This is a genomic window from Cellulosimicrobium sp. NPDC055967 (assembly GCF_042269845.1).
Classification (GTDB): Bacteria; Actinomycetota; Actinomycetes; order Actinomycetales; family Cellulomonadaceae; genus Cellulosimicrobium.
This window is the reverse complement of sequence record NZ_JBHJYJ010000007.1, coordinates 127,091-145,741: the sequence shown is the minus strand read 5'-3', so window position 1 is coordinate 145,741 and position 18,651 is coordinate 127,091. Positions and strand designations below refer to the sequence as shown.

The following is an 18,651-nucleotide window of genomic DNA, read 5'->3' as shown; positions in this document are numbered from 1 at the left end:
TCGCGGGAAAGGACTCAGCCTAGAGCGGTGAGGCGCCGGAGCGCAGCGGTGGCGACGTCACGGTCCGTCGTCTGCCAGAACCCCGGCATGGACCGCGTGAGGAACGTCCCGTAGCGCGCGGTCACGAGGCGCGGGTCGAGGACCGCGACCACGCCACGGTCCGCCGTCGACCGGACGAGCCGACCGGCGCCCTGCGCCAGCAGGAGCGCGGCGTGCGTCGCCGAGACCTGCATGAACCCGTTGCCGCCCGCGGCCTCGACGGCACGGGCCCGCGCCGACTTCACCGGGTCGTCCGGGCGCGGGAACGGGATCCGGTCGATGAGCACGAGATGGCACGACGGCCCCGGGACGTCGACGCCCTGCCACAGCGACAGCGTGCCGAACAGGCACGTCGCCGGGTCGTCGGCGAACTCGCGCACGAGCGTGGGGAGCTGGTCGTCGCCCTGGCACAGGATCGGCACGTCGAGCCGCTCGCGCATCGCCTCCGCAGCGGCCACCGCGGCGCGACGCGACGAGAACAGGCCGAGCGTGCGGCCGCCCGCCGCTTCCACGAGCGCGGCGATCTCGTCGAGCTGGTGCTCCGTGGACGCCTCGCGGCCGGGCGTCGGCAGCCGCTTGGCGACGTAGAGGATGCCCTGCCGCGCGTAGTCGAACGGGCTGCCGACGTCGAGCCCGCGCCACCGCGGCGCGTCGGCGTCCCCGCTCTCGCCGCCGCCGAGCCCGAAGGTGCGCGCGACGGCGTCGAAGCTCCCGCCGAGCGCGAGCGTCGCCGAGGTGAAGACCCCGGTGCGCTCGGCGAGCAGGTGCGTGCGGATGAGGCCCGCGACGCCCAGCGGGGCGGCGTGCAGGCGGCTCGCGCCCTCCCCGAACCGGTCGGCCGACCAACCGCCCTCGCCGGGCCGGGAGCACCAGAGCACGTCGTGCCCGGTCGGGTCCGCGGCCATGCGCTCGGCGACCTCGAAGAGCTGCAGCATGGTCGACTGCGCCATCTTCAGGCCGGAGTCGGGCTGGGCCGGCTTGGTGACCCCGGTCTCGGGCTTGAGCGTCGAGAGCACCTCGCGCGCGGCGTCGCGCACGGCGGCGACGGCGGAGCGCGCGCCCTCGGGCAGCCCGTCCGGGAACCGCTCGGCGGGCAGCGCTCCGACGACCGTGCCGAACGCGGCCGAGGCCGCGTCCAGCGCGTCCGTCGTGACGCCCCCGTGCCGCCGCGCGAGGCGGGCCGCGCTCTCGATCGCCGGGACGGAGAGGTCGACCGTCGCCGCCGCGGTCACCCGGTCGGCGAGCTCGTGCGCCTCGTCGACGACGAGCACGTCGTGCTCGGGCAGCACGCCGGGCGAGCCCATCGCGGCGATGCCGAGCATCGCGTGGTTGGTCACCACGACGTCGGCCTCCCGTGCCGTCGCGCGCGCCTTCTCGGGGAAGCACTCGGCGAGCAGGGGGCACCGCTGGCCGAGGCACTCGAGCGCCGTGACCGAGACCTGCCGCCACGCCTTGTCGCTCACCCCCGGCACGAGGTCGTCCCGGTCCCCGGTCGACGTCTCGTCGGCCCACTCGCGCAGGCGCACGACCTGCTCGCCGAGCGCCGCGGCGCTGGTCCCGCCGCGTGCGGCGGGGTGGTCGGCGGCGCCCGCGGACTCGCCCGGCAGGTCGAACAGCGTCGGCTCGTCGGCCGGGTACCCGCCCGCGATCTTGTGGACGCACAGGTAGTTGTGCCAGCCCTTGAGGAGCGCGATCGTCGCGGGGCGCGGGAGGCGGTCAGCGACGGCGTCGGCGACGAGCGGGAGGTCGCGCGTGATGACCTGGCGCTGGAGCGCCAGCGTCGCGGTCGAGACGATCACCCGCTCGTCGGTCGCCACCGCGTGCCGCACCGCGGGCACGAGGTACCCGAGCGACTTGCCCGTGCCCGTGCCCGCCTGCACCACGAGGTGCTCCGACCCCTCGATCGCGTCGGTGACCGCGCGTACCATCGCGTGCTGGCCGTCGCGCCGCGCGCCGCCCAGCCGCGTGACGGCGACGTCGAGCAGCGCGTCGACGTCGGGCACGTCGCCTCCCGCGGTGCCGGCCGTCGTCCCCGGCCCCTCGGCGTCGACGCGGTCGGGGGCAGGTCGCGTGGAGGGGGGCACCCGCCGAGTCTACGGTCGGTCACCCACGGGGCGGAGGCCCTGTGGACGACGGCGCCGGGCACGGCACGGCCCCGTGCGGCAGGAGCCGCACGGGGCCGTGGAGAGCGTCGGGCCGAGGTCCGGTGCGGGCCGGTCAGCCCTGGGCCGAGGCCCCGACGAGCTCGGTCGCGAGCGCCTGGGCGACGCGACCGCGCAGCAGCGTGCCCTCGGGCGTGTGCTCCTCGTGGTCGATCTCGCCCTCGGTGTGGACCCGGTGCACGAGGTCGCCGCGGTGGTAGGGGACGACGACGTCGATCTCGACGTCCGGGCGGGGCAGCTCGTGCGCGATGAGCTCGCGCAGGTGCTCGATCCCCTCGCCCGTGTGCGCCGAGACCACCACCGTGCGCCGCTCGCGCAGCCGGATCCGCGCGATCGTCTCGGGGTCCGCGACGTCGGCCTTGTTGAGGACGATCACCTCGGGCACGTCCTCCACGCCCGGGATGTCGGCCAGGACGTGGCGCACCGCCGCGATCTGGCCCTCCGGGTCGGGGTGCGACGCGTCCACCACGTGGAGCAGCAGGTCGGCGTCGCCGACCTCCTCGAGCGTCGACCGGAACGCCTCGACGAGCTGGTGCGGCAGCGCGCGGACGAACCCGACGGTGTCGGCGAGCGTGTACACGCGACCGTCCTCGGTGCGCGTGCGGCGCACCGTGGGGTCGAGCGTCGCGAACAGGGCGTTCTCGACGAGCACGCCCGCGCCCGTGATGGCGTTGAGCAGGCTCGACTTGCCCGCGTTCGTGTAGCCCGCGATCGCGACGGACGGGACCGCGTGCCGCTTGCGCGACGCGCGCTTGGTCTCGCGGCCCGGGGCCATCGCCTGGATCTCCCGGCGCAGCTTGGCCATGCGGTTGCGGATGCGGCGGCGGTCCAGCTCGATCTTCGTCTCACCCGGACCACGCGAGCCCATGCCCGCGCCCGCCCCGCCGACCTGACCACCGGCCTGCCGGGACATCGACTCGCCCCACCCGCGCAGGCGCGGGAGGAGGTACTCGAGCTGGGCGAGCTCGACCTGCGCCTTGCCCTCCCGGGACTTCGCGTGCTGGGCGAAGATGTCGAGGATCAGGGCGGTCCGGTCGATCACCTTGACCTTGACGATGTCCTCGAGCGCACGCCGCTGGGAGGGCGCGAGCTCGCCGTCGATCACGACCGTGTCGGCTCCGCTGGCGGCGACGACGTCGGCCAGCTCGGCTGCCTTGCCGGAGCCCAGGTACGTGCCCGGGTCGGGCTTCGCGCGGCGCTGGATCACGCCGTCGAGCACCTGGGAGCCCGCCGTCTCGGCGAGGGCCGCGAGCTCGCGCAGCGAGATCTCGGCCTCCTCCGCGGACGTGGGGGCGCCGTCCTCGCGCGGGTCGGAGCCGGGGCTCCACAGCCCGACGAGCACGACCTTCTCGAGGCGCAGCTGCCGGTACTCGACCTCGGTGACGTCCTCGAGCTCGGTCGACAGGCCGACCACGCGGCGCAGCGCGCTGCGCTCCTCGAGCTCGAGCTGCTCGCCGTCGTGCCGTGCGTGGACCGTGCCGCCCTCGGCGCGCGCCGTCCCGGCCCGAGCGAGCACCCGCGCCACGACGTCGCTCGCGATGTCCCGCGTCGCGCCGGTCGGCTCGTCCTGAGCCGGGGTGGGGTTCGCCGGTGAGTTTGCCGGGGTAGCGCTCATGTGCCGCCTTTCGTCGGGAAGAGGCGCGCGTGCGCCCTGGTGACACAACAAGCGTGGCACGGGAAATCGTCCCGGGGCCAGCGGATAAGCCGGTGAGCCCTGCGCGGACGGAGCCGGCCGCCGTCGTCCGCGTGCCGGTCCGCGTAGGATCGGCCGACGTGACCGAGGACCAGGACCCCGCCGTCGACCCTGCGCACGACAGCACGCAGGACCACTACTTCACCGCGAAGCCGGCGTCCCCCGCCGAGCGCCGCACGATCTCCGTGCGCCTTGCGGGACGTGACGTCGAGGTGGAGGTCGCGTCCGGCGTCTTCTCCCCCGGGCGCCTCGACCTCGGCACGCAGGTCCTGCTCCGCACCACCCCACCGCTCGACGACGTCGTGGCGGCCCGGTCCGCCCGCGCGGACGGCGGGTCCGACGGCGACGCCGCGCACGTCCTCGACCTCGGCTGCGGCTGGGGCCCGGTCGCCCTCACGATGGCCCTGGAAGCTCCGGGCGCGACCGTGTGGGCCGTCGACGTCAACGAGCGCGCGCTCGACCTCGTGCGGCGCAACGCGGAGCGGCTCGGCCTGACGAACGTCCGTGCGGTCGTGCCGGACGACGTGCCCGACGACGTCGCGTTCGCCGCGCTGTGGTCGAACCCGCCGATCCGGGTCGGCAAGGACGTCCTGCACGCGATGCTGCTGCACTGGCTCCCGCGCCTCGCGCCGGGCGCGAGCGCGCACCTCGTCGTGCAGCGCAACCTCGGGTCGGACTCGCTCCAGCGGTGGCTCGCCGAGGCGCTGCCGCCGCACCTGCAGGGCGCGGTCGTCGAGCGCGCCGCGAGCGCGAAGGGGTTCCGGGTGCTGGAGGTCGTGGCCCCGGGCTGAGCCCGACCGTCAGACCGGCGCGCGGTCGTCCTCGGTCGCGACGGGCTCGGCCTCGTGGTCGTCCGCCGTCGTGGCGGCGTCGGCGCCGTCGCCGTCGCCGTCGACGCCGTCGTCGGGGGCCGACGCCGCGAGCGCGGGCAGGAACGCCGCCAGGTCCACCTCGCCCGAGTAGACGAGCTCGGCGGGTCCCGCGAGCTCGACGCGGTCGCCCTCGAGCGCCCGCACGCGCACCGTCCCGCCCGGGACGTCGACGAGCCAGGTGTCCGGCGCGTCCGGGCCGCCCCAGACCCGGACCGCGAGCGCCGCGGCGCACGCACCGGTGCCGCACGACGGCGTCTCCCCGACGCCGCGCTCGTGGACGCGCATGCGCACGCGACCGACGAGGGTTCCGTCGTCCGCCGTCGTCTCACCCAGCGGCACCACGAGCTCGACGTTCGTCCCGTGCGCCGGGTGCGGCTCGACGACCGGCGCCTGGGTGAGGTCCGCGTGTGCCAGCACGTCCTCGCGCGCGACGGCGAGCACCGTGTGCGGGTTGCCGAGGTCGACGCTCAGCGCGGGGCGCGGGACCTCCCAGCCGCGGACGACGACGGTCGCGTCGTAGCCGTCGTGCAGCGCGGGCCGGCCGCCGGGGAGGAACCACGGGCCCATGTCGACCGCGAACCAGCCGTCGTCCTCCTTGCGCACGCGCTTGACGCCCGCGCGCGTCCCGACGGGGACCTCGTTCCCGCCCGCGAAGCTCACGAGCCCGAGCCGCTCGGCGAACGCGGCGAACACGCGCACGCCGTTGCCGCACATCTCGGCGACGGAGCCGTCGGCGTTGCGGTAGTCCATGAACCAGATGGCGTGCGGGTCCTCCGCGAGCACCTCGCGCGACTCGGGCACGAGCGCGGTCGGGACGAGGCGGATGACGCCGTCGCCACCGATCCCGCCGCGGCGGTCCGCGAGCGCGCGCACGAGCTCGGGCGTGAGGTCGAGCTCGCCCGTCGTGTCCGCGAGCAGCACGAAGTCGTTGCGGGTCCCGTGGCCCTTGGTGAAGCGGGTGCGCATCATGAGCCCAGACTACGGCGCACCGGTGCGGCGCCGTCCGCTTCGTCCGGCCCGACGGCCTCGCCCCGGGCGGACGCGGCGGCGTGCTCGTCGGCCACGGCGACGAGCGCGAGCGCGTCCTCGACGCGCGTCGGGGACTGCGCGTCGAGCCAGCGCACGCGGGGGTCGCGCCCGAACCAGCCCATCTGCTTGCGCGCGAGGCGGCGCGTGTTGGCGGTGACGGCCTCGCGCGCGGCGTCCTCGGTCGTCTCGCCGTGGAGCGCGGCCAGCACCTCGGCGTACCCGACGGCGCGACGCGCGGTCCGGCCCATCCCCCGCGCCTCCACCCGGCGCACCTCGTCGACGAGCCCCTGCGCCCACATCCGCTCGACCCGGCCCGCGACGCGCGCGTCGAGCACCGCGCGGTCGCAGTCGAGGCCGAGCTGGACGGTCGGGCGCACGTAGACCTGCCGCGGGAGGTTCGCGGTGAAGGGCTCACCCGTGAGCTCCATGACCTCCAGGGCGCGGACGACCCGTCGCGTGTTGGCGGGGCCGATGCTCGCGGCCGCCGCGGGGTCGCGCCGGGCGAGCTCGTCGTGCAGCGCGCGCGTCCCCTCCGTCTCGGCACGCGCCTCGAGCGCCGCGCGCACGGCGGGGTCGGTGCCGGGGAACCGCATGTCGTCGAGGAGGGCGCGCACGTAGAGGCCCGACCCGCCCACGACGACGGCGCGCGCCCCGCGCGCGGCGATCTCGTCGAGCGTCCGGCGGGCCTCCTCCTGGTAGCGCGCGACCGACGCGTCCTCGACGGGGTCGAGCACGTCGAGGAGGTGGTGGCGCACGCCGCGGCGCTCGTCGACGGGGACCTTCGCGGTGCCGACGTCCATGCCGCGGTAGAGCTGGTACGCGTCGGCGTTGACGATCTCCGCCGGCGCGCCGGGCACGGACAGCCGCTCGGCCAGGTCGAGGGCGAGGTCCGACTTGCCCGTGGCGGTCGGTCCCACGACGGCGACGACGACGCGGCGGCCGTACGGGTCGTCGCCGTGCTGCGCGCCGGTCGGGTCGGGCTCGGTCTTCACCCGCGCAACGGTACCGGCCGGGTCGCCCGGGCCTGGGTCGTGTGGGCGGTGATGCGTAGTGTGTCCGGTGGACGGTCCGCCTGCTCGCGGGCCCGCCACCGACCCCGTCGCGTGCCCCGACCCGCCCTCCCGCGGGCGGCGCACGGACGCACGCACCGACGACAAGGACTCGAGCACATGGGTTTCTTCACCAAGCCGGACGCCGCCCCGACCAGCCAGAACGCGCCGGTGACGCGCGAGCGGGTCGAGGCGTTCCTCAAGAGCCGCGACTGGCGGTACTTCGTCGACTCCGACGGGGACCTCGGCGGCAACTGGGACGGCAAGGTGTTCTTCTTCTTCCTCATGGGCGAGAAGCAGGAGATCCTGCAGGTCCGCGGCCGGTGGAACCGGACGCTGCCCGCCGCCGCGGAGGCGCAGGTCGTGCTCGTCGCCAACGAGTTCAACCGCGACAAGATCTGGCCCAAGGTCTACACGCGCGTCGAGGACGACCAGGTCGCCGTGTACACCGAGGTCGCGACCGACCTCGAGTTCGGCGCGGCGGACGACCAGCTCGGCCAGCTCGTCGAGTGCGGCCTGTTCACGGGCCTGCAGTTCTTCGACGCGCTCGACGAGCGCTTCCCCGACACCGCGGCGCAGGCCGTCGTCGCCGACGGCCCCGACGTCGACGCGCGGTGAGCGCGGCGCACGAGCGCACCGACGGCGGGGTCTCCCCGCACGGCACGGCCCCGGGCGGGGAGGCGACGGCGGCGTTCCAGGTCGACCTGCGGGGCGTCGTGGACCTCCTCGCCCGGCACCTGTACTCCAGCCCGCGCGTCTACCTGCGCGAGCTCCTGCAGAACGGGGTCGACGCGATCACGGCGCGGGTCGCGCTGGAGGGCTCGGAGGCACCGAGCCGCATCCTGCTGCGCCCGCTCCCGGACGGCGGTCTCGAGGTGCACGACTCGGGCGTGGGCCTGACCCGCGACGAGGCGCAGGAGCTGCTCGCGACCATCGGTCGCAGCTCCAAGCGCGACGTCGAGCTGGGCTCGGGCCGCGAGGAGTTCCTGGGCCAGTTCGGCATCGGGCTGCTCTCGGCGTTCATGGTCGCCGACGAGATCGAGCTCGTCTCGCGCTCGGCCCGCCCGAGCCCGTCGGGCGCCCCGGTCGCGCCGGTGCGCTGGCGGGGCCGCGCCGACGGGCGGTACGAGCTCGTCGAGCTGGGCCCGGACGACCCGGACGCGCCCGCGGAGCCGGGGAGCGTCGTGCGCCTGCGTCCGCGCCGGGACACCGAGCACTGGCTCGCGCCCGAGACCGTGGTCGCGCTCGCGCAGGACTTCGGCTCGCTCCTGCCCGTCGAGCTGCTCGTCGAGACGCGTCTCGACGACGCGGCCCCGGTCGGCGCGGACGCGCCCGTCGTGCTGCGCCGGCTGAGCGGCGACGAGCTGCCCTGGCGTGCCGCGCACCCGACGCCCGCCGCGCGCGACGCGGCGCTGACGGCCTACGCCGAGCGGACGCTGGGCTTCGGCCCGCTCGCCCGGATCGACCTCGACCTGCCCCTCGCGGGGCTGTCCGGCGTCGGGTACGTGCTGCCCGCCGCGGTCGCGCCGACGACCACGGCGCGGCACCGCGTCTACCTCAAGCGCATGCTGCTCGGCAGCGCCGTCGACGACCTCCTGCCCCCGTGGGCGTTCTTCGTCCGCTGCGTCCTCGACGCGTCCGTGCTGCGGCCGACCGCGTCGCGCGAGGGCCTGTACGAGGACGAGGTCCTGCTCGCGACCCGGGACGCGCTCGGAGCGCAGGTCCGCCGGTGGCTGCTCGAGACGCTCGCGACGGACACCGTCCTCGCGCGCCGCTTCCTGGAGACCCACCACCTCGCGGTCCGGGCGCTCGCGCTCACCGACGACGAGATGCTCGACGTCGCGGCGCGCGTGCTGCCGTTCGAGACGACCGCGGGGACGGGGACGCTCGCCGACCTCGCGGAGGCGCACCCGCAGGCCCGCCTGCTCTACACGTCGAGCGTCGAGGAGTTCCGCCGCATCGCGCCCGTCGCGGCGGCCCAGGGCCTCGCCGTCGTCAACGGCGGGTACGTCTACGACGCCGACCTGCTCGAGCGCGTCGCGGCGCGGTTCCCGCAGTGGCGGCTGTCGCCCGTCTCCGCCACCGACGTCGCGCACGTCCTCGACGAGGTCGAGCCCCTGCGCGAGCTCGAGGTCGCGGACGCGCTGGCGTCGCTCGACGCCGCGCTCGCCGAGCAGGACTGCGACGTCGTGCTGCGCCGGTACGAGCCGGACGCCCTGCCGGCGATGCTGCTGCACGACCGCGACGGCGACCACGCGCGCGAGGCGGCCCGCGTGGCCGAGACCGAGGACCTGTGGGGCGAGGTCCTCGCGGGCCTCAGCGGCCCGGTCCGCCCCCGTCGGCTCGTCCTCAACGACGCCAACGACACGGTCCGCGACCTGCTCGCGAGCCCCGACGCCGAGGTCCGCGCCGCGGGCGCCCGCTCGCTGTACGTGACCGCGGTGCTGGCGTCGGGCAAGGCGCTGCAGCCCGTCGAGGCGACGCTCATGAACGACTCGCTGTCGCTCCTGCTGGCCCGCGCCCTCGCGACCCCCCGCCCCGACAAGCACACCGACCAGCACACCGACGAGGAGAACCGATGACCCGGTCCGTGGACCAGGTGAACGCCACGCTGTACGACGTCCGCCGCATGCCCTACGGCCTCGCGCGCTCCACGGCCGCCGCGGCCGAGGTCGAGCGCGTGGAGGCCGAGGGGCCGGACGGGGCGCGCGCGTACGCGCTCTTCGTCCTCGTCGAGTCCTTCGTCTGGGGCGGCGAGGTCACCAAGGCCTACCTGCCGTTCACCAAGCTGCTGCGCTGGTGGGACGAGCACCCCGAGCACTTCGACGCCGAGGACGCGCACTCGCTCTTCTGGTCGTTCAAGTGGATGGTCGGGCACCTCATGGAGTTCCCCACGGTCCCCGCCGCGCAGATCGAGCGCACGCTCGACGACATGGCGCGGCGCTACGCGCTCGCCGGGAACGGTACGAACGCGGTCGCGCTGGAGCGCTTCGAGTGGGCCCGGGAGCGCGGGGGCGCGGACGTCGAGGACGCCTACCGGGCGTGGGTCGCGACCCCGCGGGACGAGTACTCCCAGTGCGAGGCCTGCGAGCCGGGCGACCGTGCCGCGTACCTCTTCGAGACGGGGCGCCACGAGGAGGGCATCCGGCTGCTCGAGCAGGTGCTGCAGGGGTCGCCCTCGTGCGCCACGGAGCCCGGCGACATGCTCTCCCACCTCCAGCTCGCGTACGTCGCGGTCGGCGACGCCGAGGCCGCCGCCCGCACGCACCGTCGCGGGCTGCGGCATCTCGACACCGGCGTGTCGATGACGGGCCCGAAGGGCCGGCACGTCGAGTTCCTCGCGCGCACCGGGAACGCGTCGCGCGCGCTGCGCCTGCTCGCCGAGCACCAGGCGTTCCTCACCGAGGCCGACTCGCCGGGCGACCGGCTCGGCTTCCTCACGAGCGTGAGCGTCGCGACGGGCGTGCTGCGGGCCGAGCACGCGGACGCCCCGCTCGCCCTGCGCGACGTGCCCGCGACCACGGTCGCCGAGCTCGACGACTGGGTGCGCCGCGAGGCGGCCGGGCTCGCGCGCTCGTTCGACGACCGCAACGGCACGCCCGCCGCGACCGAGCGGCTGCGCGCCGCGTGGGACCACGGGGCGCGCTCGCTGCCCGTGGACCTCTCGGTCCTGTCGGGCGCACCGGGGCCCGTGGCCGGTGCCCCGGCCGCCCCGACCGTCGACGCCGCCGGCGCGGCGGACGACCGGGGGACGGCGCACCCGTCGGACGGCCCGGCCCCGGCGCCCACCGGTGACGCCGCCGCGGACCTCGCACGCACCGAGCACAGCGCCGACCACGCTGGGCAGGCCGAGCACGCCGGGGACGAGCCCACCGACGCCGAAGGTCTGCTCCGGCTCGCCGACGACGTCACGGGCGAGGACCCGGTGCGCGCCGCGCAGCTCCTGCGGCGCGCGTCAGCGCTGCTGGAGTCGGCCGGCCACCTCGACCGGGCAGGGTTCGCGCTCGCCGAGGCGGCTCAGCTCGCCGCGGTCGAGGGCGACGACGACGGCGCCGCCCCGGCGTTCGTGCACGCCCTCGCGCTCCTGCGCGCGGGCGGCGTCGCCCCCCGGTTCGTCGGTCCGGTCGTCCGCGCGTCGGCACGGCTGGAGGCCGGGCGCGGCGACGTGACCGGCGCGCTCGCGCAGCTCCAGCGCACGCTGGACGACCTCGACGCCGCCGGTCCCGACGTCGTCGGCCAGGCGACCCGCGCGGCCGACCTCGTCGAGCGGGACTCCGCCGCCGACGAGCGGGAGCGCCGCGACCTGCGGGACACCCGTGCCCGGCTGCTGGCGACCGCAGGAGAGCTCGACGCCGCGGCCACGCTCGCCGAGGCCGTGGCCGAGGAGTTCGCCCGCGCGGGCCAGGTCGGCGACGCCGCCCACGCGTTCTGGCTCGCGGGCCGCTCCCGCACCGCGGCCGGAGCCGACGCGGACGCCGTCGACCTCCTCGAGTCCGCGATGGAGGGCTTCGCGATCGTCCACGACCGCGACGCTCGGACGATGGTCGCGAACGAGCTCGTCGCGACGCTGCGCCGCCTCGGTCGCGAGCAGGACGCGGCCGCCGTCGGGGCGGGGCTCAGCGGCTGACGGGCCCGGCCGGCGCCGGGGAGGCGAGGGCGCCGTCGTCGAACCAGCGCACCTCGTAGCCGCGCTCCTCGTACTCCCCCGTCGCGACGTGGCGGTGCCCGTCGTCGGGCGCGGCTCCGAACCCGGCGAGCACGGCGTCCGGCGCCGCGCTCCGCGGGTCGTGCACGACGACGACCCGCGCACCCTGCCGCGCGAGGTCCGCGCCGAGCGCCTGCGCGGCGGCCTCGTCGTCACCGAGCTCGACGACGTCGACGGGGCCCGCCCAGCCGGCACCGGCCAGGGCGAGGAGCCCGACCGACGCGGCCGTCCCCGCCACGGGGGCTCCCGGCCCGCCCGCCCGGGTCGCGACGGCCCAGGCGGTGTCGAGCCAGGTGTCCGCGACGCCCGCCGCCGCGAGCGACGCCCGTGCCGGTCCCCGCGTCCGTGCGGTTCCCGGTGCGACGACGACCACGGGGGCCGGGGCGGACCGATCCCCGCGCAGGGACGGGACGCCGTCCACCAGTCGACCCAGCGCCGCGAGCGCCGCGGTGCGCGTGGCGCCGAGCACCGCGGCGGCACCCGCGGCGCCGGGGACGAGCAGCGGGGTACCGGGCAGGACGACGGCGCGGACGGTCACGCGCCCACCGTAGCGGTCGCCGGGACGACGTCGGCGATGCGGCGTCCGGGGGCGCGCGCGAGTACGGTGGGTGGGTGAGGTTCTTCGGGGCGCAGGACGACGACGACCGGCGGGACGGTGATCCCGGCGAGGCTCCGGACGGCGGCGGGGCCGTTCCCGGCCGCGCCGGGGACGAGCTGCAGTCGCAGGTCGAGGACCTCCTGGCGCGGGAGCTGGGCCAGGTCGCGACGGACGTGCTGCGACCCCCGACCCCGCTGTCCCTCTCCCGGGTCGTCGAGTGGATCACCGACAGCGGCTACAGCTACTTCGTCGACTCCGACGGCGACGTGGGCGGGCTGTGGCACGGCCGGCTGTTCTACTTCCTGCTCTTCGGCCACGGCGACGAGATCCTGCAGGTCCGCGGGCAGTGGAACCGCGACCTCGCGCTCGAGCGGCTGGAGGAGATCCTCGAGTTCTGCAACGAGTGGAACGCGGACCGGATCTGGCCCAAGACGTACACGCGCGTGCGCGACAACGGGATGATCCAGGTCTTCACCGAGGTGACCGTGGACCTCGAGCACGGGGTGACGGACGACCAGCTCGACCAGCTCCTCCAGTGCGGCCTGAGCACCGGGTCGATGTTCTTCGACGCGCTCGACGAGTTCTACCCCGACCCCGCGAGGCAGGCGCCATGACGCAGGCCCGCACCAACTGGTTCGCACGCCTGTTCGGCAACCGCCGCCCCAAGGCGCCCGACTCGCTCCCGCGCGAGGAGGAGCTGCCGCGCGCGCTGTCGATGGCGCGCATCGGCGACCACCTCACGCGTCGCGGGTACCACTTCCGCGTGGACGACGACGGGGACATCACCGGGACGTGGGACGGCCACCGCTTCTGGTTCCTGCTGCTCGGCGACCGTTCCGAGATCCTCCAGGTGCGGGGCCGCTGGTCCACGTCGCTCCCGCTCGAGTCCCGGCTCGTGACCCTGCAGGCCGTGAACGACTGGAACCGCGAGCGCATCTGGCCCAAGGTCTACGTCCGCGAGGAGGCGGGCCGGCTCGCGCTCTACGCCGAGGTCTCCGTCGACCTCGAGCACGGCGCGACGGACGACCAGCTCGCCCAGACCGTCTCGTGCGGCCTGGGGACAGCCGTCCAGCTCTTCCACGCCATCGGCGCCCAGCTCCCCCCGGGAACCTTGGACGACTGACGCCGGCCATCACGTCCGGGCCGCGCACGTCCAGGTCCGCACGGCCAGCAAGCACTGGCGGGCATGCGCGCCCGGAACGCGCGTCCGGGCACGCGGGGCCGGGATCGGCGGCTCAGGCGCGGAGCGTGGGGAGGCCCAGGGCGACGGGGCCGGACGCGGCGCCGCCGCCGTGACCGTGCCCGTGGTCGTCGTCGGCACCGCCCAGGCGGGCGCGCTCGCGCTGCGCCCACGCGTCGCCGGAGCGGGTGCGCCGCACCGCGAACGTGCCGCCCCCGACCGCCGAGTCGGCGATGAGGTGGTGGGGCGCGGAGCGCGTGACCTCGACCGTGACGACGTCACCGGGTCGCGGCATGCGGGGGTCGAGGTCGTCCGCGAGGCGCGGGTCCGTGGACCAGGGCGTCGCGCCGGACGAGGTCGCGGCGTCGTCGGGCGCCGTGGGGACGACGTCCGTGGGGAGCGCGAGGTGGACGAGCCGGTTGTCCGGGGCGCGTCCGGTCACGCGGTGCGTGGCGCCGTCCTTGCGCCCGGCGCCCTCGCCGACGAGGACGTCGATCGTCCGGCCCACCTGGCGTGCGGACTCCTCGCCGGCGATGCGCTCCTGGAGCGCCTGGAGCCGCTCGAAGCGTTCCTGGACGACCTCCTTGGGGAGCTGCTCGTCCATGGTCGCGGCCGGCGTCCCGGGGCGGGGCGAGTACTGGAACATGAAGGCCGAGGAGAAGCGCGAGGCCTCGACGACGCGCATCGTCTCCGCGAAGTCCTCCTCGGTCTCCCCCGGGAAACCCACGATGATGTCGGTGGTGATCGCGGCGTCGGGCATGACGGCCCGCACCCGGTCGAGGATCCCGAGGAACCGCTCGGAGCGGTAGGAGCGGCGCATGGCGCGCAGGATCCGGTCGGAGCCCGACTGGAGCGGCATGTGGAGCTGGGGCATGACGCTCGGCGTCTCGGCCATGGCCGCGATGACGTCGTCGGTGAACGCGGCCGGGTGCGGCGACGTGAACCGGACGCGCTCGAGGCCGTCGATCGTCCCGCACGCGCGCATGAGCTTGGCGAACGCGCCGCGGTCGCCGAACTCGACGCCGTAGCTGTTGACGTTCTGGCCGAGCAGCGTCACCTCGATGGCACCGGCCTCGACGAGCGCCCCGACCTCGGCGAGGACCTCGCCCGGACGACGGTCGCGCTCCTTGCCGCGCAGGTGCGGCACGATGCAGAACGTGCACGTGTTGTTGCAGCCGACGCTGATCGACACCCAGCCGGCGTAGACCGACTCGCGCTTCGTCGGCAGCGTGGACGGGAACACCTGCAGCGACTCGGCGATCTCGACCTGCGCGGCCTCGTTGTGGCGTGCGCGCTCGAGCAGCACGGGCAGCGCGTCGAGGTTGTGCGTGCCGAAGACGACGTCGACCCACGGCGCCTTCTCGACGATCGTGCCGCGGTCCTTCTGCGCGAGGCAGCCGCCGACGGCGATCTGCATCCCGGGCCGCGCGGCCTTCACGGAGGCGAGCTGGCCGAGGTTCCCGTAGAGGCGCGTCGCGGCGTTCTCCCGCACGGCGCACGTGTTGATGACGACGACGTCGGCGCGGTTCGCGGCCTCGTCGTCCGCGCTCGCGCGCGTGTACCCCGCCTCCTCCAGCATCCCGGCCATGTGCTCGGAGTCGTGGACGTTCATCTGGCAACCGAGCGTGCGGACGACGTAGGTGCGCGGGTGCGCGTCGTCGACCGGCGCACCGGAGGTGGCACCGGGTGCGAGCGCGGCCGGGACGGGGGCGGGGGCGATCGTGGACATCACCGTCCAGGGTACGGCGCCGGGTGCCGTGTTACGGAACTGTTGCCCGACTGTTGCCGGATGAGGTGGCACCGTGCAACAGAAGGGACATAGTGTCCAGGAATGGCCGACGAAACCTCTTCGCCGTCCGACGCGCAGCGCAGCGCGCAGGACGCTCAGCCCCTCCCCGCCGAGCAGGTCCTCGGTGAGCCGCTCGTCGAGCTGCGCGACGTCAACAAGCACTTCGGGGAGCTGCACGTGCTCCGGGACATCAACCTGACCGTCCGGCGCGGCGAGGTGCTCGTCGTCATCGGCCCGTCGGGCTCGGGCAAGTCGACGCTGTGCCGGGCGATCAACCGGCTGGAGACGATCGACTCCGGCGAGATCCTGGTGGACGGCGAGCCGCTGCCCGAGGAGGGCAAGGCGCTCGCGCGGCTGCGCTCCGACGTCGGCATGGTCTTCCAGTCCTTCAACCTCTTCGCGCACAAGACGATCCTCGACAACGTCACGCTCGGCCCCGTCAAGGTGCGGCGCGAGAAGGCCAAGGTCGCGAAGGACCGCGCGCTCGCGCTGCTCGACCGCGTCGGCGTGATGAACCAGGCGCAGAAGATGCCCGCCCAGCTCTCCGGCGGGCAGCAGCAGCGCGTCGCCATCGCCCGCGCGCTCGCGATGCAGCCCAAGGTCATGCTCTTCGACGAGCCCACCTCGGCGCTCGACCCCGAGATGATCAACGAGGTCCTCGACGTCATGGTCGCCCTCGCCAAGGAGGGCATGACGATGATCGTCGTCACGCACGAGATGGGCTTCGCCCGCAAGGCCGCGAACCGGGTCGTCTTCATGGCCGACGGCCAGATCGTCGAGGAGGCCCATCCCGAGGAGTTCTTCACCGCGCCCAAGAGCGACCGCGCCAAGGACTTCCTCTCGAAGATCCTCACCCACTGAACCCCGCCGGGCAGGCACGAGCCCGGCCCGACAGCCCCAGAACCCGGTCGACCGTCGAGGCACACCTTCGACGGGCGTCCACCACTCACGAAGGGTAGGAACGATGCGCACACGACACGCAGGTGCTGCCGTGCTGGCCGCTCTCACCGCGCTCACGCTCGCGGCGTGCGGCGGCGGCGAGGTCGGCGGCGGCGACGACGACGCGACCGACACGGCCACCGACACGGGCGACACCGGCGGTGGCGCCGAGGGCTCGATCAAGATCGGCATCAAGTTCGACCAGCCGGGGCTCGGGTACCAGGACGGCTCCACCTACACGGGCTTCGACGTCGACGTCGCCACGTACGTGGCAGGCGAGCTCGGCTACGGCGAGGACCAGATCGAGTGGGTCGAGGCGCCGTCCGCCCAGCGCGAGACGATGCTCCAGACCGGCCAGGTCGACATGATCTTCGCGACCTACTCCATCACGGACACGCGCAAGGAGACGGTCGCGTTCGCCGGGCCGTACTTCGTGGCCGGGCAGGACCTGCTCGTCGCCGAGGACAACACCGACATCACCGGACCGGAGTCGCTCGAGGGCAAGAACCTCTGCTCCGTCACGGGCTCGACGTCGGCGCAGCGCATCAAGGACGAGTACGCCGCGGGCGTGCAGCTCCTCGAGCGCCCCGGCTACGCCGAGTGCGTCACCGCGCTCACCGCCGGCCAGGTCGACGCCGTCACGACCGACGACATCATCCTCGCGGGCCTCGCGGCCCAGCCCGCCAACAAGGGCAAGGTCAAGGTCGTCGGGGCGCCGTTCTCGACCGAGCGCTACGGCGTCGGGCTCCCGCAGGACAACGACGTCTGCGAGGACGTCAACACCGCGATCGAGAAGATGATCGAGGACGGTTCCTGGGAGGAGTTCGTCACCAAGAACACCGAAGGCACCGGGTACACGCCGAACGCCAGCGAGAACCCTCCGACGGTCGACCCCTGCGCCTGACCGTCCACGGCCGGGGGAGCCGCGCGCCGGTGCGCCGCTCCCCCGGCCACCGGGCCGTCGACCCGGCCCGGCACGTACCCTCCCGGAGGACCACCAACCGTGGGTGACTACCTGTCGCAGACCTGGGCGCTCGCCCGGGAGTACGACGTGCTCGGCGCGTTCTGGGTCAACATCCAGCTGACGTTCTGGGCCGCGATCCTCGCGCTCGTGCTCGGCACGGCGCTCGCGCTCATGCGCATCTCCCCCGTGCCGAGCCTGCGCTGGGCCGGGACCGCGTACGTCAACGTGTTCCGCAACACGCCGCTGACCATCATCATGACCTTCATGGTGCTGGGGCTGTGGGGACAGCTCAACGTCACGCTCGCACCCGACTTCGCGGCGAACTTCTTCCGGCTCGCGGTCGTGGGCCTGGCGATCTACCACGCGGCGTTCGTGTGCGAGTCGATCCGGTCGGGCGTGAACACGGTGCCGCTCGGCCAGGCCGAGGCGGCGCGCGCGATCGGCCTGCCGTTCCTGCCCGCGGCGCGCCTCATCATCCTGCCCCAGGCGTTCCGCGGCTCCGTCGCGCCGCTCGGCAACACGCTCATCGCGCTGCTGAAGAACTCCACGGTCGCGGCGGCGGCGAGCGTCACGACGGAGACGTCGAGCCTCATGAAGACCATGATCGAGTTCAACTCGAACTACATCTACGGGATCTTCCTGACGTTCGCGATCGGCTACGTCATCCTCGTCATCCCCATCGGGCTGCTCACCACGTCCCTCTCGAACCGACTGGCGGTCCGCCGATGAGCACCCAGCAGTCCGTCCTCTTCGACGCCCCGGGCCCCCGGGCGCGACGCGCGATCATGATCGGCAACGTGGTCGGGGCGATCGTCGTGCTCGGCGTCGCCGCCCTCGTGCTCGTCGCGCTCGGCAACAAGGGCCAGCTCGCCCCCGAGCTGTGGTCGTCGCTGTTCACGGCCGACGCGTGGCAGTACTACTTCATCCCGGGCCTGCAGAACACGCTGCGCGCCGCCGGCTTCGCCATCGTCGGCGCGCTGGTCTTCGGGCTCCTCTTCGGCACCGGCAGGCTGTCGCACCTGCGCGCGGTGCGCGTCGTGAGCGGCATCGTGGTCGAGTTCTTCCGGGCCGTGCCCGTGCTGCTCATGATGATCTTCTTCTGGCTGCTCCTGGGCCTCAGCCACGTCGACGACGCGCCGTTCCTCGCCGTGGTGCTCGCGCTCGTGCTCTACAACGGCTCCGTCATCGCCGAGCTCGTCCGCTCGGGCGTCGGGAACCTCCCCCGGGGCCAGGGCGAGGCCGGGCTCGCGATCGGGCTCACCACGGGGCAGACGCTGCGGTCGATCCAGCTCCCCCAGGCGCTCATCGCGATGCTCCCCGCGCTCGTGTCCCAGCTCGTCGTCGTGCTCAAGGACTCCGCGCTCGGGCAGATCATCACGTACAACGAGCTCCTGCGGGCCGCGCAGCTCTACGGCGTCGGCAACGGCAACATCCTGCAGTCGCTCGTGCTCGCCGCGGTGATCTTCATCGTCATCAACTGGCTGCTGACCCTCGTGGCGCGCTGGCTCTCCCGCTTCCTCAGCGGCCGCACCGCGGGCGCGACGGCCGCCGGCCCGGGCATCGGGAACCCCACGGTCGTCGCGGGAGGACCGGCCGAGGACGCACCCGCAGTCTCCGTCACCCGCTGACGGG

At 74.6% G+C, this 18,651-nt stretch carries 16 protein-coding genes; 10 read left to right on the top strand and 6 right to left on the bottom strand.

Annotation, left to right across the window (positions count from 1 at the left end; all coding sequences use genetic code 11):
* Positions 1-14 precede the first annotated feature (14 nt).
* Positions 15-2,123 carry an ATP-dependent DNA helicase gene (locus ACFC2L_RS11530; protein ID WP_375824442.1) on the bottom strand — a complete coding sequence of 703 codons (2,109 nt, stop codon included), beginning with the start codon at positions 2,121-2,123 and terminating at the stop codon, positions 15-17.
* A gap of 133 nt (positions 2,124-2,256) precedes the next feature.
* Positions 2,257-3,816, bottom strand: coding sequence for a GTPase HflX (hflX, locus tag ACFC2L_RS11525; protein ID WP_375824441.1), 1,560 nt, complete (start codon positions 3,814-3,816; stop codon positions 2,257-2,259).
* Between the two features lie 158 nt (positions 3,817-3,974).
* On the opposite strand from hflX, the gene ACFC2L_RS11520 reads away from it, so the two are divergent.
* Positions 3,975-4,685 (top strand): class I SAM-dependent methyltransferase, encoded by a 711-nt coding sequence (locus ACFC2L_RS11520; protein ID WP_375824440.1) that lies wholly within the window; start codon positions 3,975-3,977, stop codon positions 4,683-4,685.
* Between the two features lie 9 nt (positions 4,686-4,694).
* Here ACFC2L_RS11520 and dapF read toward each other — a convergent pair whose 3' ends face one another.
* Together dapF and miaA are read right to left on the bottom strand one after the other, a co-directional pair.
* Entirely contained in the window at positions 4,695-5,735 is a 1,041-nt protein-coding gene (gene dapF / locus ACFC2L_RS11515) for a diaminopimelate epimerase (RefSeq protein WP_375824439.1), read from the bottom strand.
* The gene (gene miaA, locus ACFC2L_RS11510; protein WP_375824438.1) at positions 5,732-6,787 is read right to left on the bottom strand and encodes a tRNA (adenosine(37)-N6)-dimethylallyltransferase MiaA; all 1,056 of its coding nucleotides are present in this window, start codon (positions 6,785-6,787) and stop codon (positions 5,732-5,734) included. Before miaA ends, dapF begins: the two co-directional genes overlap by 4 nt.
* Before the next feature lie 177 nt (positions 6,788-6,964).
* Here miaA and ACFC2L_RS11505 point away from each other — a divergent pair, with 177 nt between their 5' ends.
* From ACFC2L_RS11505 to ACFC2L_RS11495, 3 genes are read left to right on the top strand one after another with little or no spacing between them, the layout of a single operon-like run.
* On the top strand, positions 6,965-7,462 hold the full coding sequence (locus ACFC2L_RS11505) for a YbjN domain-containing protein (RefSeq protein ID WP_375824437.1): 498 nt from the start codon (positions 6,965-6,967) through the stop codon (positions 7,460-7,462).
* Positions 7,459-9,426: an HSP90 family protein gene (locus tag ACFC2L_RS11500; protein ID WP_375824436.1), complete on the top strand. Its 1,968-nt coding sequence runs from the start codon at positions 7,459-7,461 to the stop codon at positions 9,424-9,426. Before ACFC2L_RS11505 ends, ACFC2L_RS11500 begins: the two co-directional genes overlap by 4 nt.
* Positions 9,423-11,471, top strand: a complete 2,049-nt coding sequence (locus tag ACFC2L_RS11495; protein ID WP_375824435.1) for a hypothetical protein — start codon at positions 9,423-9,425, stop codon at positions 11,469-11,471. Before ACFC2L_RS11500 ends, ACFC2L_RS11495 begins: the two co-directional genes overlap by 4 nt.
* Here ACFC2L_RS11495 and ACFC2L_RS11490 read toward each other — a convergent pair.
* On the bottom strand, positions 11,461-12,087 hold the full coding sequence (locus ACFC2L_RS11490) for a hypothetical protein (RefSeq protein WP_375824434.1): 627 nt from the start codon (positions 12,085-12,087) through the stop codon (positions 11,461-11,463). The two genes, ACFC2L_RS11495 and ACFC2L_RS11490, sit on opposite strands and share 11 nt — an antisense overlap.
* A 74-nt stretch (positions 12,088-12,161) precedes the next feature.
* On the opposite strand from ACFC2L_RS11490, the gene ACFC2L_RS11485 reads away from it, so the two are divergent.
* Positions 12,162-12,761 (top strand): YbjN domain-containing protein, encoded by a 600-nt coding sequence (locus tag ACFC2L_RS11485; RefSeq protein WP_375824433.1) that lies wholly within the window; start codon positions 12,162-12,164, stop codon positions 12,759-12,761.
* Entirely contained in the window at positions 12,758-13,270 is a 513-nt protein-coding gene (locus ACFC2L_RS11480) for a YbjN domain-containing protein (protein ID WP_375824432.1), read from the top strand. The genes ACFC2L_RS11485 and ACFC2L_RS11480 overlap by 4 nt, the downstream gene beginning before the upstream one ends.
* A 112-nt stretch (positions 13,271-13,382) precedes the next feature.
* Here ACFC2L_RS11480 and miaB read toward each other — a convergent pair whose 3' ends face one another.
* Positions 13,383-15,056 carry a tRNA (N6-isopentenyl adenosine(37)-C2)-methylthiotransferase MiaB gene (gene miaB / locus ACFC2L_RS11475; protein ID WP_375824431.1) on the bottom strand — a complete coding sequence of 558 codons (1,674 nt, stop codon included), beginning with the start codon at positions 15,054-15,056 and terminating at the stop codon, positions 13,383-13,385.
* Positions 15,057-15,158: 102 nt separating this feature from the next.
* Here miaB and ACFC2L_RS11470 point away from each other — a divergent pair, with 102 nt between their 5' ends.
* The 4 genes from ACFC2L_RS11470 to ACFC2L_RS11455 all read left to right on the top strand — a co-directional run bounded on the left by ACFC2L_RS11470 (position 15,159) and on the right by ACFC2L_RS11455 (position 18,647).
* Positions 15,159-15,977: an amino acid ABC transporter ATP-binding protein gene (locus tag ACFC2L_RS11470; RefSeq protein ID WP_375824430.1), complete on the top strand. Its 819-nt coding sequence runs from the start codon at positions 15,159-15,161 to the stop codon at positions 15,975-15,977.
* 103 nt (positions 15,978-16,080) lie between these two features.
* On the top strand, positions 16,081-16,959 hold the full coding sequence (locus ACFC2L_RS11465) for a glutamate ABC transporter substrate-binding protein (RefSeq protein WP_375824429.1): 879 nt from the start codon (positions 16,081-16,083) through the stop codon (positions 16,957-16,959).
* A 99-nt stretch (positions 16,960-17,058) separates the two neighbouring features.
* Positions 17,059-17,748, top strand: coding sequence for an amino acid ABC transporter permease (locus ACFC2L_RS11460; protein ID WP_375824428.1), 690 nt, complete (start codon positions 17,059-17,061; stop codon positions 17,746-17,748).
* Positions 17,745-18,647, top strand: coding sequence for an amino acid ABC transporter permease (locus ACFC2L_RS11455; protein ID WP_375824427.1), 903 nt, complete (start codon positions 17,745-17,747; stop codon positions 18,645-18,647). Before ACFC2L_RS11460 ends, ACFC2L_RS11455 begins: the two co-directional genes overlap by 4 nt.
* The last annotated feature ends 4 nt before the right edge of the window (positions 18,648-18,651 follow it).

Bases quoted from the DNA above. Each gene is read 5' to 3' on its own strand.
- ACFC2L_RS11455 (WP_375824427.1), top strand. From the start codon at position 17,745: ATGAGCACCCAGCAGTCCGTCCTCTTCGACGCCCCGGGCCCCCGGGCG.
- ACFC2L_RS11470 (WP_375824430.1), top strand. From the start codon at position 15,159: ATGGCCGACGAAACCTCTTCGCCGTCCGACGCGCAGCGCAGCGCGCAG.
- hflX (WP_375824441.1), bottom strand. From the start codon at position 3,816: ATGAGCGCTACCCCGGCAAACTCACCGGCGAACCCCACCCCGGCTCAG.
- ACFC2L_RS11480 (WP_375824432.1), top strand. From the start codon at position 12,758: ATGACGCAGGCCCGCACCAACTGGTTCGCACGCCTGTTCGGCAACCGC.
- ACFC2L_RS11465 (WP_375824429.1), top strand. From the start codon at position 16,081: ATGCGCACACGACACGCAGGTGCTGCCGTGCTGGCCGCTCTCACCGCG.
- ACFC2L_RS11505 (WP_375824437.1), top strand. From the start codon at position 6,965: ATGGGTTTCTTCACCAAGCCGGACGCCGCCCCGACCAGCCAGAACGCG.
- ACFC2L_RS11495 (WP_375824435.1), top strand. From the start codon at position 9,423: ATGACCCGGTCCGTGGACCAGGTGAACGCCACGCTGTACGACGTCCGC.
- dapF (WP_375824439.1), bottom strand. From the start codon at position 5,735: ATGATGCGCACCCGCTTCACCAAGGGCCACGGGACCCGCAACGACTTC.
- miaB (WP_375824431.1), bottom strand. From the start codon at position 15,056: ATGTCCACGATCGCCCCCGCCCCCGTCCCGGCCGCGCTCGCACCCGGT.